This is a genomic window from Staphylococcus sp. T93 (assembly GCF_016743875.1).
Classification (GTDB): domain Bacteria; phylum Bacillota; class Bacilli; order Staphylococcales; family Staphylococcaceae; genus Staphylococcus; species Staphylococcus aureus.
Genome location: NZ_CP068247.1, coordinates 976,751 through 992,901, shown reverse-complemented (window position 1 = coordinate 992,901; position 16,151 = coordinate 976,751). Strand labels below are relative to the sequence as shown.

General features: G+C 32.7%; 17 protein-coding genes. 12 read left to right on the top strand and 5 right to left on the bottom strand.

The annotated features are described in order from the left end of the window. Positions 1-14 precede the first annotated feature (14 nt). Positions 15-1,664: a glycoside hydrolase family 13 protein gene (locus JG553_RS04725; protein WP_001041911.1), complete on the top strand. Its 1,650-nt coding sequence runs from the start codon at positions 15-17 to the stop codon at positions 1,662-1,664. Positions 1,665-1,746: 82 nt separating this feature from the next. Here the strand turns inward: JG553_RS04725 and JG553_RS04720 are convergent, their stop codons facing one another. Then, complete coding sequence (locus tag JG553_RS04720; protein ID WP_000382585.1) at positions 1,747-2,613, bottom strand: AraC family transcriptional regulator; 867 nt, start codon at positions 2,611-2,613, stop codon at positions 1,747-1,749. Between the two features lie 229 nt (positions 2,614-2,842). Next, the gene (gene zwf / locus JG553_RS04715) at positions 2,843-4,327 is read right to left on the bottom strand and encodes a glucose-6-phosphate dehydrogenase (protein ID WP_000105070.1); all 1,485 of its coding nucleotides are present in this window, start codon (positions 4,325-4,327) and stop codon (positions 2,843-2,845) included. A 312-nt stretch (positions 4,328-4,639) separates the two neighbouring features. On the opposite strand from zwf, the gene rnz reads away from it, so the two are divergent. Further along, on the top strand, positions 4,640-5,560 hold the full coding sequence (gene rnz / locus JG553_RS04710; protein WP_000454064.1) for a ribonuclease Z: 921 nt from the start codon (positions 4,640-4,642) through the stop codon (positions 5,558-5,560). Between the two features lie 104 nt (positions 5,561-5,664). On the opposite strand, the gene proC is transcribed toward rnz, so the two are convergent. Continuing rightward, a complete protein-coding gene (proC, locus tag JG553_RS04705) occupies positions 5,665-6,480 on the bottom strand; it encodes a pyrroline-5-carboxylate reductase (protein ID WP_000779748.1) in 816 nt (271 codons plus the stop codon). 141 nt (positions 6,481-6,621) lie between these two features. On the opposite strand from proC, the gene JG553_RS04700 reads away from it, so the two are divergent. Together JG553_RS04700 and JG553_RS04695 are read left to right on the top strand one after the other, a co-directional pair. Continuing rightward, positions 6,622-7,377: an SDR family NAD(P)-dependent oxidoreductase gene (locus JG553_RS04700; RefSeq protein WP_000678232.1), complete on the top strand. Its 756-nt coding sequence runs from the start codon at positions 6,622-6,624 to the stop codon at positions 7,375-7,377. Between the two features lie 15 nt (positions 7,378-7,392). Then, positions 7,393-7,641, top strand: coding sequence for a hypothetical protein (locus tag JG553_RS04695; RefSeq protein WP_000995800.1), 249 nt, complete (start codon positions 7,393-7,395; stop codon positions 7,639-7,641). A 215-nt stretch (positions 7,642-7,856) separates the two neighbouring features. Here the strand turns inward: JG553_RS04695 and JG553_RS04690 are convergent, their stop codons facing one another. Further along, the gene (locus JG553_RS04690) at positions 7,857-8,765 is read right to left on the bottom strand and encodes an aldo/keto reductase (protein WP_001171351.1); all 909 of its coding nucleotides are present in this window, start codon (positions 8,763-8,765) and stop codon (positions 7,857-7,859) included. A gap of 81 nt (positions 8,766-8,846) precedes the next feature. On the opposite strand from JG553_RS04690, the gene JG553_RS04685 reads away from it, so the two are divergent. The 3 genes from JG553_RS04685 to xerD all read left to right on the top strand — a co-directional run bounded on the left by JG553_RS04685 (position 8,847) and on the right by xerD (position 10,879). Next, positions 8,847-9,389: an NUDIX hydrolase gene (locus JG553_RS04685; RefSeq protein ID WP_000365246.1), complete on the top strand. Its 543-nt coding sequence runs from the start codon at positions 8,847-8,849 to the stop codon at positions 9,387-9,389. Positions 9,390-9,493: 104 nt separating this feature from the next. Beyond that, a complete protein-coding gene (gene fur / locus JG553_RS04680) occupies positions 9,494-9,943 on the top strand; it encodes a ferric iron uptake transcriptional regulator (RefSeq protein WP_000392691.1) in 450 nt (149 codons plus the stop codon). A 48-nt stretch (positions 9,944-9,991) separates the two neighbouring features. Further along, positions 9,992-10,879, top strand: a complete 888-nt coding sequence (gene xerD / locus JG553_RS04675) for a site-specific tyrosine recombinase XerD (protein ID WP_000447733.1) — start codon at positions 9,992-9,994, stop codon at positions 10,877-10,879. 77 nt (positions 10,880-10,956) lie between these two features. Here xerD and JG553_RS04670 read toward each other — a convergent pair whose 3' ends face one another. Then, a complete protein-coding gene (locus JG553_RS04670; protein ID WP_001183429.1) occupies positions 10,957-11,463 on the bottom strand; it encodes a DUF309 domain-containing protein in 507 nt (168 codons plus the stop codon). 91 nt (positions 11,464-11,554) lie between these two features. On the opposite strand from JG553_RS04670, the gene JG553_RS04665 reads away from it, so the two are divergent. The 5 genes from JG553_RS04665 (at position 11,555) to srrB (ending at position 16,141) form a co-directional block, all read left to right on the top strand. Next, a complete protein-coding gene (locus JG553_RS04665) occupies positions 11,555-12,286 on the top strand; it encodes a segregation and condensation protein A (RefSeq protein WP_000273371.1) in 732 nt (243 codons plus the stop codon). Next, positions 12,279-12,821 (top strand): SMC-Scp complex subunit ScpB, encoded by a 543-nt coding sequence (gene scpB / locus JG553_RS04660; protein ID WP_000368653.1) that lies wholly within the window; start codon positions 12,279-12,281, stop codon positions 12,819-12,821. Before JG553_RS04665 ends, scpB begins: the two co-directional genes overlap by 8 nt. Then, the gene (locus JG553_RS04655; RefSeq protein ID WP_000159577.1) at positions 12,814-13,551 is read left to right on the top strand and encodes a pseudouridine synthase; all 738 of its coding nucleotides are present in this window, start codon (positions 12,814-12,816) and stop codon (positions 13,549-13,551) included. Before scpB ends, JG553_RS04655 begins: the two co-directional genes overlap by 8 nt. 132 nt (positions 13,552-13,683) lie before the next feature. Next, positions 13,684-14,409, top strand: a complete 726-nt coding sequence (gene srrA / locus JG553_RS04650) for a two-component system response regulator SrrA (protein ID WP_000064078.1) — start codon at positions 13,684-13,686, stop codon at positions 14,407-14,409. Further along, the gene (gene srrB / locus JG553_RS04645; protein ID WP_000987769.1) at positions 14,390-16,141 is read left to right on the top strand and encodes a two-component system sensor histidine kinase SrrB; all 1,752 of its coding nucleotides are present in this window, start codon (positions 14,390-14,392) and stop codon (positions 16,139-16,141) included. The genes srrA and srrB overlap by 20 nt, the downstream gene beginning before the upstream one ends. The last annotated feature ends 10 nt before the right edge of the window (positions 16,142-16,151 follow it).

The following is a 16,151-nucleotide window of genomic DNA, read 5'->3' as shown; positions in this document are numbered from 1 at the left end:
AAAGGAGTTTTAAAATGAATAAGCAATGGTGGAAAGAAGCAGTAGCATATCAAGTATATCCAAGAAGTTTTAATGATAGTAATCACGATGGTATTGGGGATTTACCTGGAATGATTGATAAATTGGACTACTTAAAAGATTTCGGTATCGATGTCATTTGGCTCAGTCCAATGTTTAAATCACCTAATGATGACAATGGTTATGATATTAGTGACTACCAAGAGATTATGGATGAATTTGGAACGATGGAAGACTTTGATCGTTTATTAAAAGGTGTTCATGATAGAGGCATGAAGCTTATTTTAGATTTAGTTGTAAATCATACATCTGATGAACATCCTTGGTTTATAGAATCCAAATCTAGTAAAGACAATCCCAAACGTGATTGGTACATTTGGCAAGATCCAAAGCCAGATGGCTCTGAACCTAACAACTGGGAAAGTATATTTAATGGATCTACATGGGAATATGATGCTAATACTGAGCAATATTATTTCCATTTATTCAGTAAAAAACAACCTGATTTGAATTGGGGTAATCCGGAAGTTAGAGATGCTGTATTTGAAATGATGAACTGGTGGTTTGATAAAGGCATTGATGGATTTAGAGTAGATGCAATTACGCATATTAAGAAGACGTTTGAAGCGGGTGACTTACCTGTACCTGAGGGTAAAACATATGCCCCAGCATTTGATGTAGATATGAATCAGCCAGGTATACAAACTTGGTTACAAGAGATGAAAGATCGCTCATTAAGTAAGTATGACATTATGACTGTTGGTGAAGCGAATGGTGTAAGCCCTGATGATGCTGATGACTGGGTCGGGGAAGAAAATGGTAAATTTAATATGATATTCCAATTTGAACATTTGGGACTGTGGAATAGTGGTGATTCTCACTTTGATGTAAATTCGTATAAATCTGTATTAAATAGATGGCAAAAACAACTTGAAAATAAAGGTTGGAATGCGTTGTTTATTGAAAATCACGACCAACCACGACGTGTATCGACGTGGGGTGACGATGACAAGTATTGGTATGAATCAGCAACAAGTCATGCAGCTGTTTATTTCTTGCAACAAGGTACGCCATTCATTTATCAAGGTCAAGAAATTGGTATGACGAATTATCCATTTGAAAGTATTGAAACGTTTAACGATGTTGCTGTTAAAAATGACTATCAAATAGTGAAAGCTCAAGGTGGAGATGTAGACGCTTTACTTGCGAAATATAAAGATGAGAACCGAGATAATTCTCGCACACCAATGCAATGGGATGATACGTTAAATGGAGGATTTACAAATGGTGAACCGTGGTTCCCAGTGAATCCGAATTATAAAACTATCAATGTTGCACAACAATTAGAAGATGAGCATTCAGTATTACAATTTTATAAAGATTTAATTCAATTAAGAAAGTCTAATGATGTATACGTATATGGTCAATTTGATTTAGTAGATGCTGAAAATTCACAAGTTTTTGCGTACACGAGAACATTAAATGAAAAGCAAGTTCTTATTGTAGGTAATCTTACTAACCACGAAGCAGAATTAACTGTACCATTTGATTTAAGCCATGGAGAAGTAAAGCTATTTAATTATGATGCCAAAGTTAATTTAAAACAGTTACGTCCATATGAAGCATGTGTTATCGAACTAAATTAACATATTAATATGCCCCCTAATAGAATCTAAGGCCATTTGTAGACCTATAGATATATTAGGGGGCTTCTTTGTTTTTTATTATTTAATCTTCGTCATAAGGACTCTGTTTAACAGGAATCCAAAGCTGAATTTTAGTGAATGGGTCATTAAATGAAATATCGAGAGGGTACACTTCAACATATAAATCATTTCGTTCATATGGCAATGTTAACTGCAAACTTGATTCAATATAGTACCAAGCTTCATTAGTTGCATAATCAATTTCACCTTGTAAATTGAATTTCGCACAATGTTTGCCAGGTAAAAATCGACTTTCTAAGTGTGCAGGATAACGTTCACTTGGTACACCTACAAATATTTCTAAACCATTTTCAAGAGGACAACTAATAACAAATAGTTCAAATGGACTAACGTCATTATATCGTCGTAACTCTTTAATTTTACCATCAATGAGCAAGTCTTCTAAAAAATCCGGAACATTAAAAGGATGTGACAAATACTTAGTGTCTATAAATCGTGCATATCCAACCAATGAAATATCATCTGTCTCTTCTAATCTGTATGGATAAGGTGCTCTCTCAGTAGTTGATAATTTGATATATAATCGCTCTTGAATTTGTAATTCATCTTTTTTAGTAGAGGCTTGAATAGGTGATACGCCGTGAAAATCACTAAAATCATTTGCAAAATCATTTGAATTTGCATAGTGATATTTTTTAGCGATATCTACAAGTCGTGTAGCACCATTAATCACATCATTTGCAGCGAGTGTCATTTTACGCGCGCGTGCATAAGCTTCTGGAGATAAGCCGACAATCATTTTAAATGATTGATCAAGATGGTATGGCGAAAGACCAACGTAATCACTTAATTCTTGCAAATTGAAAGGCTCTAATAAACGATCTTCAATATAAACAATTGCCTGTTGTATTTGCTTGATAACGTCCAAAACTTTCACTCCAATTAATTCAATCATTTATTTTTATTCTACATTATTTCTATAAATTATACACCCATTTGTTCAATGATTATTAAAATAGTTTTGGGCATTGTAAAATATAATTTCATAATATAGTCTAGAAAAAAAGCGAATGATAGAACAATTGATTTACTTGATTCGTAATCAATCCTTGTCATTCGCTCATTTATTTTTGTTTAACATGTGCGTTTTAATTCAATTATTGAATATCGTCCCACCAATGGTTACCATCACGAGCAAGTAGTAAATCACTTTCTAATGGACCATTAGTACCTGATTCATAGTTAGGGAATTCTGGATCAACCATATTCCATTCATCTTGAATTGCATCAACAAATTTCCATGTTGATTTTAATTCTTCCCAGTGCGTGAAGTTAGTGGCATCACCTTTAAGACAATCAAATAATAGATTTTCATATGCATCTACAGTATTCATTTTATCTTGAGCGCTCATTGAGTAAGACAATTGGACAGGTTCTGTTTCGATACCTTGTGTATTTTTCTTAGCATTTAGATGTAAAGATACACCTTCATTAGGTTGGATATTGATTACTAATAGGTTTGAATCTAACAGTTTATCAGTTTCATAGTATAAGTTCATTGGTACTTCTTTAAATTCAACGACAACTTGAATTGTTTTAGATTTCATACGTTTACCAGTACGAATATAGAATGGTACACCAGCCCATCTAAAGTTATCAATTGTTAATTTACCTGAAACAAAGGTAGGTGTGTTAGAGTCATCTGCAACGCGATCTTCATCACGGTATGCTTTAACTTGTTTACCATCGATATAGCCTTCGCCATATTGACCACGAACAAAGTTCTTTTTAACATCTTCAGATTGGAAATGACGCAGTGATTTAAGTACTTTTACTTTCTCAGCACGGATATCTTCACTATTTAAACTAATAGGTGCTTCCATAGCTAATAATGCAACCATTTGTAACATGTGGTTTTGCACCATATCTTTTAGCGCGCCACTTGATTCATAATAACCACCACGATCTTCAACACCTAGTATTTCAGAAGATGTAACTTGGATGTTTGAAATATATTTGTTATTCCATAATGGTTCAAACATCGCATTCGCAAAACGTAATACCTCGATATTTTGAACCATGTCTTTTCCTAAATAGTGGTCAATACGATAAATTTCTTCTTCTTTAAATGATTTACGAATTTGATTGTTTAATGCTTCGGCTGATTTTAAATCACTACCGAATGGTTTTTCGATAACAAGGCGTTTAAATCCTTTTGTATCAGTAAGACCAGAAGATTTTAGATAATCAGAAATAACGCCAAAGAATTGTGGTGCCATTGCTAAATAGAATAGTCGATTACCTTTTAATTCAAATTGGCTATCTAATTCATTACTAAAATCTAGTAATTCTTGATAGCTTTCTTCATTACTAACATCATGTCTATGATAGAAGACATGTTCCATAAACGCGTCAATTTTGTTTGTATCTTTTACGTGCTTTTGAATTGATGATTTTACTTGATTACGGAAATCATCATTAGTAATGTCACGACGTCCAATACCGATGATGGCAATATGTTCATCTAAATTGTCTTGTTGGTAGAGATGGAATATTGATGGAAACAACTTACGATGGCTTAAGTCACCAGTTGCACCAAAGATTGTGATTAAACATGGGATGTGTTTGTTTTTAGTACTCAAGATTAAAACCTCAATTCTTAATTAGATATATGATTTATTATTATAAGATAATCCATTCAGTAGGTCATACAATATGCTCGACTGTATGCAGTGTCTTAAATGAAATATCGATTCATGTATCATGTTTAATGTGATACTTATTAATGATAAGTATAACGTAATTATCAAAATTTATATAGTTATGTCTACGTTAAAGTTAGAAAAATTAACTAGCAAAGACGAATTTTTAACAGATTTTGATTCAAGTATAAATTAAAACTAAATTGATACAAATTTTATGATAAAATGAATTGAAGAAAAGGAGGGGCATATATGGAAGTTACATTTTTTGGAACGAGTGCAGGTTTGCCTACAAAAGAGAGAAATACACAAGCAATCGCCTTAAATTTAGAACCATATTCCAATTCCATATGGCTTTTCGACGTTGGTGAAGGTACACAGCACCAAATTTTACATCATGCAATTAAATTAGGAAAAGTGACACATATATTTATTACTCATATGCATGGCGATCATATTTTTGGTTTGCCAGGATTACTTTCTAGTCGTTCTTTTCAGGGCGGTGAACAGAAGCCGCTTACATTGGTTGGACCAAAAGGAATTAAAGCATATGTGGAAATGTCTATGAATTTATCAGAGTCACATTTAAACTATCCAATTACATATATTGAAATCGATGATCATCTGACATATCATCATGATGGTTTTACTGTAGAGGCGCATTTACTTAATCATGGTATTCCATCATATGGATATAGAGTAATGGCACCTGAAACTACAGGTACAATCAATGTTGAAGCGTTAAAAAACATTGGTCTTGAACCAGGTCCTAAATATCAAGAAGTAAAATCTCATGATACATTTGAACATAATGGTCAAGTTTATCAATCAAAAGATTTTAGAGGTGAGTCCAAACAGGGTCCAGTTGTAGCAATTTTTGGTGATACAAAACCATGTTCTAATGAACGTGTGATTTCTAGAGATGCTGATGTGATGGTACATGAAGCGACCTATATAGATGGTGAAAAGCATTTAGCCAACAATTATCATCATAGCCATATTGAAGACGTATTTGCATTGATAAAAGAAGCCAATGTTAAACGTACGTTGATTACACATTTGAGCAATCGCTATAATACAGAAGATATAAATGAAATTTATCAAACATTGATACAAAATGAAGATACACCTAATTTTAATTTTGTAAAAGATTTTGATAGTTTTAAAATCTAATGACAAAGTAATAAACAATGCTTGCCAAATAACAATAAATTATAAAAATAACCCGTCAAACACAGTGCTTGCGATGATGCATACATGTGTTGGCGGGTTTGTTTTTATTGGTCTTCTATATTAGAAAGTTCAATACTACGGTCGACGGCAGCGTTTAGACAATCTTCGAAAATAGATACTAAATCATATTGTGACAATGTATCAAGGCCAGCTTGTGTCGTACCACCTTTAGAGGTAATATTTTTTCTTAATTGAGCCATGCTCAAATCTGAACGTTCAATCATCTTACTTGTACCTATAATAAGGTTGCGTATAGATTCTTCAACTTGTTCTTTTTCTAGACCAAGTTTCGTACCAGCTTTAACATATTGCTCGAATACATGATATAAAAATGCTGGGCCGCTTCCGGTGATAGCTGTTACTTGATGTAAATGATCTTCTGATACTTCAATTACAGAACCAAATGCTTTAACTAAATCGTTAATTTCATCTTTAGATTTAGGGTCAAAGTTGTTTGAAAAACTAATGCCAGTAACAGAGTGTCCAACTTGCGCATTTGTGTTTGGCATAATTCTAGCAACTGGATTTTGGCATTCTAATTGTTGTTTAATATAATCAATCGGAATACCTGCCATAATTGAAATGAAGCAATTGTCTTTTGTAATATGTGGTTTGATGCGTGTTGCTAGAGCATCAAAGTCATGTGGTTTGGTACCTAAAAATACATAATCTGCATCTTTTAATAATGTCGCATCATCATAACTATAGTTAACACCTAGTTTTTCAGCGAATGCTTTTAAAGCTTGTTCATTAGATTTATTTGTTAAATATATATCATTGGCATCTAAGTTGCTTGAGTTAATAATTCCTGTAAATATAGCTTGTGCCATATTACCAGCTCCATAAAATACGAGTTTCATTAACGTCACATCCCTTTAGTTTTTGATTTGTATGTTATATTTTCTTATTATTGTATATATATTAGGAAAGATAATCAACTTGTCTCAATTATGTAAAGTTGATAAATTGCATTCTATATAATTGAAAAGGAAGGTTAATTGATGAAAGGACAACATTTTATAGTGACTGGTGGTACGAGTGGTTTAGGTTTATCGATTGTCCGAAAGTTACTAGAAAATAAAGTGCATGTAACGTTGTTGGTGCGTGATGTTGATAAAGCAACTAGAATCTTTGAACAGGAATTGGGGAAAACTATAAATGTTATTCCTTGTGACTTAAATGATTTGAAGTCGATACAGGCACTGCAATTTGAAGACAATACATCATTCGATGGATTCATTTATAGTGCAGGTTTAGGTTATTTCAAATCTATTTCAGACCATAGTTTTTCAGAAATGATTGAAACGTATCAGCTTAATTTAATTAGTTTTAATGTTTTATATACTGTGTTGAGACCATATTTAACATCTAACGCACATATTGTAGGTATTTCAAGTCAAGCTGCATTTTCCACACAAGCAAATGCTGCACATTATGGGGCATCGAAAGCAGGGTTTTATGCATTAATGAATGCTTTAAGACTAGAGTCACCAAACTTACATATCATGACAGTTAATGTTGGCCCGATTGATACACCTTTTCATCAAAAAGCCGACCCATCAATGAAGTATGCTAAAAAGATGGGGGAAATTATGCTTGATGCTAATCAGCTTGCAGAAGATATCATTTATGGCATTAAAACAAAACAATTGGAAATTAATCGGCCTAAATGGATGCATCATGCGTTGAAAATGTATCAAATTGCGCCTAGATTTTTTGAACGATGTTTCCCTAAATTATTTAAAAATAAAGCATAAATAGGTGGGATGGCAATGAACTGTCAATCGGAGAGTGTGGTAAGACTTTGTGTACGATATGCGGAACAACTATCAGTATTTGAAGAATTTACAGTGCTGGATATTTTAGGCGATATTTCTGTAGACCAAATTTCAGACGGTACATTATATTATACTTGTGAAAAATTCAAACTACTTGTGTTGCAAGGAAATGTGCTGGGTGTACAAATAATAACTAATAATGATGAATCAACATGCGAAGTGAAATATAGAAAGATGTTTTAATAAAATTATTAAGAGATGAAGTGGCAGAAGTTTGCTTAAGGCAATGCCGCAAGGCGAAATTACTAAATACTGATGCGTGAGGACAACGCTTTAATTTCTATCATAAGTGAGTAATCATAATCATAAATTATAGCGAATTGTACATAAACAACAGCAGTAAGGCATTTTTATAATGAAACGCCTCATGCTGCTGTTTTTATTACTGAAAATGACTTCTACACTAAATGATTGGTATATTCCAAATCCTTTACACGAGCTCTTGCTGTTTTAATCTGATCTAAACTAACTTTAGTATGATAGTTTTCAATATTTTCTTTTAATTGGTCGACGCTACTTGCACCTACAATGATGGAACCAAGCACGTCATGTGATGTTAAATAACTAAATGTCAATGCAGATAAATTACTTTCAATTTCTTTAATAGAGGCTATTGTTTCACCCAATTCATCATGAGAATAATCAAAAATACCATCTTTAAATTTATTGTCGAGCACATTAACACTGTTTGAAGTTAATAATCCTTTAGACACAGGTCCTCTTGCCAATACTTTAACATCATTGTTGTGAATTGCATCTAATAATGATTCTGGACGATTATCAATCAAATTGAATTGAGACATTATCGTTTCGATTTGACTATGTTTTAAATAATAATCAATTACATTTGGGCGAATAGAAGAAATACCGTAAGCACGTATAATTCCTTCTTGTTTCAATTCATCAAATGCGCTTATTGTTTCGTCTAATGGGTCATCAATGGTTCCGCCATGAAGTTGATATAAATCGATATGATCGATACCTAAACGCTTTAGTGAACCTTTAACTGCCTCTTTAATATAGGATTTACTCGGATCCCATGTTGTACTGCCATCTTTTGTTAAACGATTGCCTACTTTTGTACCAATAAAAATATCATCGCGTTGTTGATATTTAAGAAGTGCCTTACCAACAACTGATTCATTTATACCTTTATCGTACATATCTGCTGTATCAAAATAAGTGATACCATTTTCAACAGCACAATCTATAATTTGTTCGGCTTTTTTTAAATCTGTACCTAAACTCATGCAACCTAGACCTAATTCAGATAATGAAATACCACTTTTTAATATATTTTTTTGCATGTCTGTTCTCCTTTCGATACACTTTAGCTAACAAGCATAGTGTATCAATATATAATATGAATTTAAAGGAACGTGATTATAATGGATTTAAATGAAAAAACAATTGATCGAACAGTTATTTATAATGGCAAAATTGTAGATGTAGAAATTCATACAGTGACATTACCAAACGGTGAAACGTCAACAAGAGAATTAGTTTATCATAATGGTGCAGTTGCTGTTTGTGCAGTGACACCTAAAAAAGAAGTCGTATTAGTGAAACAGTATCGTAAACCAGTAGAAAAACCATTGCTAGAAATTCCAGCTGGTAAATTAGAAGATGATGAAGATAGAGTCGAAGCGGCAAAACGTGAATTAGAAGAAGAAACAGGATATATTGCCAAAGAGTTAACACATGTTGTAGATATGTATGGTTCACCAGGTTTTTGCGATGAACAATTATCAATATATTTTACGGATAATTTAGAAGAAGGTACAGTTCACTTAGATGAAGATGAATTTGTCGAAGTCATTAAAGTTCCGATTGAGAATGTTAAATCGATGCTAATGAATAAAGAAATAGAAGATGCGAAGACTATCATTGCATTGCAACACCTATTATTAAATTATAATCATTCTAAATAACAAATGAGAAAAGCTTGCATTTTATTGAGAAAACTGTTAGTTTTAATTGTAAAGTTTGAAATAATTTGTAATGATTTTAATTATTAGTAGGGGAGTGGACATCGTTGGAAGAACGATTAAATCGCGTTAAGCAACAATTACAACAATCATCATATAAGCTAACGCCACAACGCGAAGCTACTGTTAGAGTTCTAATTGAAAATGAAAAAGATCATCTAAGTGCTGAAGACGTATATCTGAAAGTAAAAGATAAAGCGCCTGAAATTGGCTTGGCGACAGTATACAGAACGTTAGAGTTGTTAGCTGAACTAAAAGTTGTCGACAAAATTAACTTTGGTGATGGCGTCGCTCGTTTTGATTTAAGAAAAGAAGGCGCAAAACATTTCCACCATCATTTAGTATGTATGGAATGTGGTCGTGTAGATGAAATCGATGAAGATTTGTTACCAGAAGTTGAAAATCGAGTTGAAAATGAGTTCAATTTTAAAATTTTAGATCATCGTTTAACTTTCCATGGTGTGTGTGAAACGTGCCAAGCTAAAGGTAAAGGATAGTAAATTGCGTAGGTTAAATTAACCTTCGCTTTTTTTAGAGGTGTGGTTATGGAAACAATTATTGAAGAATATTTGCGTTTTATACAAATTGAAAAAGGACTAAGTTCTAACACAATTGGTGCTTATAGACGTGATTTGAAAAAGTATCAAGATTATATGACTGAACATCATATCTCGCATATTGATTTTATAGATCGACAATTAATTCAAGAGTGTTTGGGGCATTTAATAGACCAAGGGCAATCTGCTAAATCTATTGCGCGATTTATTTCAACAATCCGTAGTTTTCATCAATTTGCTATAAGAGAAAAATATGCGGCGAAAGATCCAACGGTATTATTAGATTCACCAAAATATGACAAAAAATTGCCTGACGTTTTAAATGTTGACGAAGTGTTGGCTTTATTAGAAACGCCAGATTTAAATAAAATTAATGGATATCGTGATCGTACGATGTTAGAACTTCTGTACGCAACGGGAATGCGTGTATCTGAATTGATACATTTAGAGTTAGAAAACGTGAACTTAATAATGGGATTTGTACGCGTATTTGGTAAAGGCGATAAAGAAAGAATTGTACCATTAGGCGACGCAGTCATTGAGTACTTAACTACTTATATTGAAACGATTAGACCGCAACTTTTAAAAAAGACTGTTACTGAAGTCTTATTTTTAAATATGCATGGTAAACCTTTATCACGACAAGCAATATGGAAAATGATTAAACAAAATGGTGTAAAGGCAAACATTAAAAAGACGTTAACGCCACATACGTTACGCCACTCTTTTGCGACACATTTATTGGAAAATGGCGCAGATTTAAGAGCAGTGCAAGAGATGTTAGGTCACTCTGACATATCTACTACCCAACTCTATACACATGTTTCGAAATCTCAAATTAGAAAAATGTATAACCAATTTCATCCTAGAGCATAAAGTGAACAATAACTCAAAAGTCACAATACACATGACTAAAAATGTCTGTGCTATTGTGGCTTTTTTAAATTGGTTGATTAATTACGTCTATGTTTTCTTAATTGAATCGCTTCTTCTTTTGCTGCAATCACTTCTGAACGATCACGGCGCATGTGATGGTCTACAATAAAAGGATCTGTTGCTGTTTCCTGATTATAATCATAGTCTGGATAGTTGGCCTTGATGATGCGTTCAAAGACTGGAGTTATTGGTAATATAACAGATGAAAAAGGCTTTGCTGCATTCAATTTTGCAATCTGTTGCTCAATTAACAACTGATAATCATTTAAATTAAGGTATAACGCATCTCTATCTTTAGCATTTTGTATTATTTCTTTAGATTTATTAAAAGACTTATAGGCGCCTTTTAAATTATTGCGGCGATAATGGTAACAAGCAGTTGCAAACAAGATTAAACTAACAACTGCATCTTGCTTACTGTAGTTATTTTCAGCTTTCCATGCATCTTCTAAAATGTCATGACATAGGAAATAATGTTGCTTAGTATGAAATTGATAATAGAAATTTATCAGTGCCTGTTGCATTTTGTTATCACCCCAATTTAAAAGTAAGTTATTTTCATGCTATAATATTTTAGAGAATTATGCACATATGACGCAATACGAGGTAGATATTATGTATGAAGTTAAATTAGATGCTTTCAATGGACCATTAGATTTATTGCTGCATCTTATCCAAAAATTTGAAATAGATATTTATGATATTCCTATGCAAGCATTAACAGAGCAGTATATGCAGTACGTTCATGCAATGAAACAGCTTGAAATTAATATTGCAAGTGAATACCTAGTATTAGCGTCAGAACTCTTAATGATTAAAAGTAAGATGCTATTACCACAATCAACATCAGATATGGATGTTGATGATGACCCACGGGAAGATTTAGTTGGGCGTTTAATAGAATATCAAAATTATAAAGAATATACTGCTATTTTAAATGACATGAAAGAAGAAAGAGATTTTTATTTTACAAAAAGACCGACAGATTTATCTCATTTGGAAACAGATGAATCTTGGGATCCAAATCATACGATTGATTTAACTGAATTAATTGTAGCTTATCAAAGAGTTAAAAATAGAGTTGAGTTAAATACACCTAAATCTGTTGAAATCCGAAAAGAGACATTTACCATTCAACAAGCTACAGAACAAGTGACATCGAGATTGAAAGATAAAGATCATTTTAACTTCTTTAGTCTGTTTACGTTTTCTGAGCCAATTGAACAAGTAGTCACTCACTTTTTAGCTATTTTAGAGATGTCAAAAGCAGGAATAATTAATATTGAGCAACAACGTAATTTTGAAGATATTAACATTATTAGAGGAGTGAACTACCATTTTGGATAATCATGGTATATTAGAGTCGCTTTTATTTACAGCTGGCGATGAAGGTTTAGATGAAAAACAACTATTAGAAATATTAGATATGTCGAAAGACCAACTCGTTGAATTAATTGAAAATTATTCATCACATGGATTAATGATACAACGATTTGGAATGACGTATGTTTTAACGACTAAAAAAGAAGCGGCAACGTATATTGAACAATTAATTGAACAAAAGTCACAAATGAAATTATCACAAGCAGCAATGGAAGTACTATCAATTATTGCTTATAACCAGCCATTATCAAGAAGTGATATTGAATTAATTCGTAGTATCAATTCAGATGGTGCAGTTAAGACATTGATTGCCAAAGGACTAGTTGAGGCTAAAGTGGTTAATGAACAGCGTAGCCAACAGTTAATTACTACTGATTTATTTTTAAATGTATTTGGTATTTCCAATATAGAAGATTTGCCGACAACTGAAGAAGACGATGAAGAAATGGATGCTTTTTTCAGTAATCTAGTCAATCAAAAAGGAGAAAATAATGACTAAAGAATTAGAACGATTACAAAAACGTATAGCTAATAGCGGTTATACTTCAAGACGTAAGGCAGAAACTTTAATTTCTGAAGGAAAAGTGAAAGTGAATGGTACGACTGTCACTGAATTAGGAACAAAAGTGAAGCCATCAGATACGATTGAAGTTGAAGGTATTAAAATAGAACTAGAAGACAAAATTTACATTTTATTCCATAAACCAACTCAAGTGATAACAAGTGTATCTGATGATAGAGGACGTACAGTGGTTACAGATTACTTTAAAGATATAGAAGCACGTATTTATCCTGTTGGTCGTTTAGACTATGATACTTCTGGATTGTTATTACTCACAAATGATGGTGAATTTACTAATTTAATGACACATCCAAGATATCAAATTAAGAAAAAATATGTTGCGAAATTAAAAGGTTATTTAATGAGAGAAGAAGTGAAAGCGCTAGAAAAAGGTATTGAATTAGAAGATGGTATGACGCAACCGGCTGAAGTGAAAGTTAAGAAACAAGATAAAGATAAAAACACAACATTGGTTGAAATTACAATTACAGAAGGTCGTAATCGCCAAGTCAGAAGAATGTTCGAACATTTTGGTCATCAAGTGACGAAACTGTCTCGTATTGAATATGGGCCTTTAAATGTTGTCGGTTTGAATGCTGGTGAAGGACGTGTATTGACGCCTCATGAAGTAAAAGTGATGCGTCATTTAGCAGAACATGGGAAATAATTAAATAAAATATGTATTTATCACAAAGTTTGAGAATTTTTTCACAAAATTTTAGGTTTTTAATAACTGTATGCGCTTTCCTGTGATATAATACTTTTGTAAAGAAAAGCATGTGTGGGAGGTATGACCTGTATGTCGAACGAAATACTTATCGTAGATGATGAGGATAGAATCAGAAGATTACTTAAAATGTATTTAGAAAGAGAATCTTTTGAAATCCATGAAGCAAGTAATGGCCAAGAGGCTTATGAACTTGCAATGGAGAATAATTATGCTTGCATACTACTAGATTTAATGTTGCCTGAAATGGATGGTATCCAGGTGGCAACTAAATTGCGTGAACATAAACAAACACCGATTATTATGTTGACTGCTAAAGGTGAAGAAACAAACCGTGTTGAAGGTTTTGAATCTGGTGCAGATGATTATATCGTCAAACCATTTTCACCAAGAGAAGTAGTCTTAAGAGTTAAAGCACTTCTAAGAAGAACGCAATCTACAACTGTAGAACAAAGCGAACCTCACGCACGTGATGTGATTGAATTTAAACATTTAGAAATAGATAATGATGCACATCGCGTACTTGCTGATAATCAAGAAGTTAATTTGACTCCTAAAGAGTACGAATTATTAATATATTTAGCTAAAACACCAAATAAAGTATTTGACCGTGAACAATTATTAAAAGAAGTTTGGCATTATGAATTCTATGGTGATTTAAGAACAGTTGATACTCATGTTAAACGACTTAGAGAAAAGTTAAATCGTGTGTCTAGTGAAGCTGCGCATATGATTCAAACAGTCTGGGGCGTTGGGTATAAATTTGAGGTTAAATCTAATGATGAGCCGGCTAAATAGTGTCGTAATTAAACTGTGGTTAACTATTATTTTAATAGTGACGACAGTTTTAATTTTATTAAGTATTGCTTTAATTACCTTTATGCAATACTATTTCACACAAGAAACCGAAAATGCCATAAGAGAAGATGCTAGACGTATAAGTTCACTGGTCGAACAATCACATAATAAAGAAGAAGCAATAAAATATAGTCAAACATTAATTGAAAATCCTGGTGGGTTGATGATTATAAATAATAAACATCGTCAATCAACGGCTTCACTTTCTAATATTAAAAAGCAAATGTTGAATGAAGTAGTCAACAACGACCATTTTGACGATGTGTTTGATAAAGGTAAATCTGTTACTCGAAATGTAACGATTAAAGAAAAGGGCTCATCTCAAACATATATTTTGTTAGGCTATCCAACAAAAGCACAGAAGAATAGTCATAGCAAATATAGTGGAGTCTTTATATATAAAGACTTGAAATCAATCGAAGATACAAATAATGCTATTACGATTATCACCATAATTACGGCTGTTATTTTCTTAACAATTACAACAGTCTTTGCGTTTTTCTTATCGTCAAGAATTACAAAACCTTTAAGACGTTTAAGAGACCAAGCTACACGTGTATCTGAAGGGGATTACTCTTATAAACCTTCTGTCACAACGAAAGATGAAATTGGTCAATTATCGCAGGCATTTAATCAGATGAGTACAGAAATCGAAGAGCATGTCGACGCATTATCCACATCTAAAAATATTAGAGACAGCTTAATTAACTCTATGGTAGAAGGTGTCCTAGGTATTAATGAGAGTCGACAAATTATCTTATCTAATAAGATGGCGAATGATATTATGGACAATATTGATGAAGATGCTAAAGCTTTCTTATTAAGACAAATAGAAGATACTTTTAAATCAAAACAAACTGAAATGCGCGATTTAGAAATGAATGCACGATTCTTTGTTGTGACCACAAGCTATATCGACAAGATTGAACAGGGAGGTAAAAGTGGTGTTGTTGTGACAGTTCGTGATATGACTAATGAGCACAATCTAGATCAAATGAAGAAAGATTTCATTGCTAATGTATCACATGAATTACGTACACCGATATCATTACTTCAAGGTTATACTGAATCAATTGTAGATGGTATTGTTACAGAACCGGATGAAATAAAAGAATCGCTTGCCATTGTCCTTGATGAATCGAAACGTTTAAATCGTTTAGTTAATGAATTGTTAAATGTCGCACGCATGGATGCTGAAGGGTTATCCGTAAATAAAGAAGTTCAGCCTATTGCAGCGTTACTAGATAAGATGAAAATTAAGTATCGCCAACAAGCTGATGATTTAGGTCTAAATATGACTTTTAATTATTGTAAGAAGCGTGTTTGGAGTTATGATATGGATCGCATGGACCAAGTACTAACGAACTTAATTGATAATGCATCACGTTATACGAAACCTGGAGATGAAATTGCAATTACTTGTGATGAAAATGAAAGCGAAGATATTTTATACATTAAAGATACAGGTACAGGCATTGCACCAGAACATTTACAACAAGTATTTGATCGTTTTTATAAAGTTGATGCAGCGAGAACGCGAGGTAAACAAGGTACCGGTTTAGGTTTGTTCATTTGTAAAATGATTATCGAAGAGCATGGTGGTTCCATAGATGTTAAAAGCGAATTAGGGAAAGGCACAACATTTATTATTAAACTACCAAAACCAGAATAAAATTGAATAT

What these genes read in the sequence shown, in the direction of transcription:
- JG553_RS04725 (WP_001041911.1), top strand. Translation starts at nt 15, where the DNA reads ATGAATAAGCAATGGTGGAAAGAAGCAGTAGCATATCAAGTATATCCA.
- rnz (WP_000454064.1), top strand. Translation starts at nt 4,640, where the DNA reads ATGGAAGTTACATTTTTTGGAACGAGTGCAGGTTTGCCTACAAAAGAG.
- proC (WP_000779748.1), bottom strand. Translation starts at nt 6,480, where the DNA reads ATGAAACTCGTATTTTATGGAGCTGGTAATATGGCACAAGCTATATTT.
- JG553_RS04700 (WP_000678232.1), top strand. Translation starts at nt 6,622, where the DNA reads ATGAAAGGACAACATTTTATAGTGACTGGTGGTACGAGTGGTTTAGGT.
- JG553_RS04695 (WP_000995800.1), top strand. Translation starts at nt 7,393, where the DNA reads ATGAACTGTCAATCGGAGAGTGTGGTAAGACTTTGTGTACGATATGCG.
- JG553_RS04690 (WP_001171351.1), bottom strand. Translation starts at nt 8,765, where the DNA reads ATGCAAAAAAATATATTAAAAAGTGGTATTTCATTATCTGAATTAGGT.
- JG553_RS04685 (WP_000365246.1), top strand. Translation starts at nt 8,847, where the DNA reads ATGGATTTAAATGAAAAAACAATTGATCGAACAGTTATTTATAATGGC.
- xerD (WP_000447733.1), top strand. Translation starts at nt 9,992, where the DNA reads ATGGAAACAATTATTGAAGAATATTTGCGTTTTATACAAATTGAAAAA.
- JG553_RS04670 (WP_001183429.1), bottom strand. Translation starts at nt 11,463, where the DNA reads ATGCAACAGGCACTGATAAATTTCTATTATCAATTTCATACTAAGCAA.
- JG553_RS04665 (WP_000273371.1), top strand. Translation starts at nt 11,555, where the DNA reads ATGTATGAAGTTAAATTAGATGCTTTCAATGGACCATTAGATTTATTG.
- JG553_RS04655 (WP_000159577.1), top strand. Translation starts at nt 12,814, where the DNA reads ATGACTAAAGAATTAGAACGATTACAAAAACGTATAGCTAATAGCGGT.
- srrA (WP_000064078.1), top strand. Translation starts at nt 13,684, where the DNA reads ATGTCGAACGAAATACTTATCGTAGATGATGAGGATAGAATCAGAAGA.
- srrB (WP_000987769.1), top strand. Translation starts at nt 14,390, where the DNA reads ATGATGAGCCGGCTAAATAGTGTCGTAATTAAACTGTGGTTAACTATT.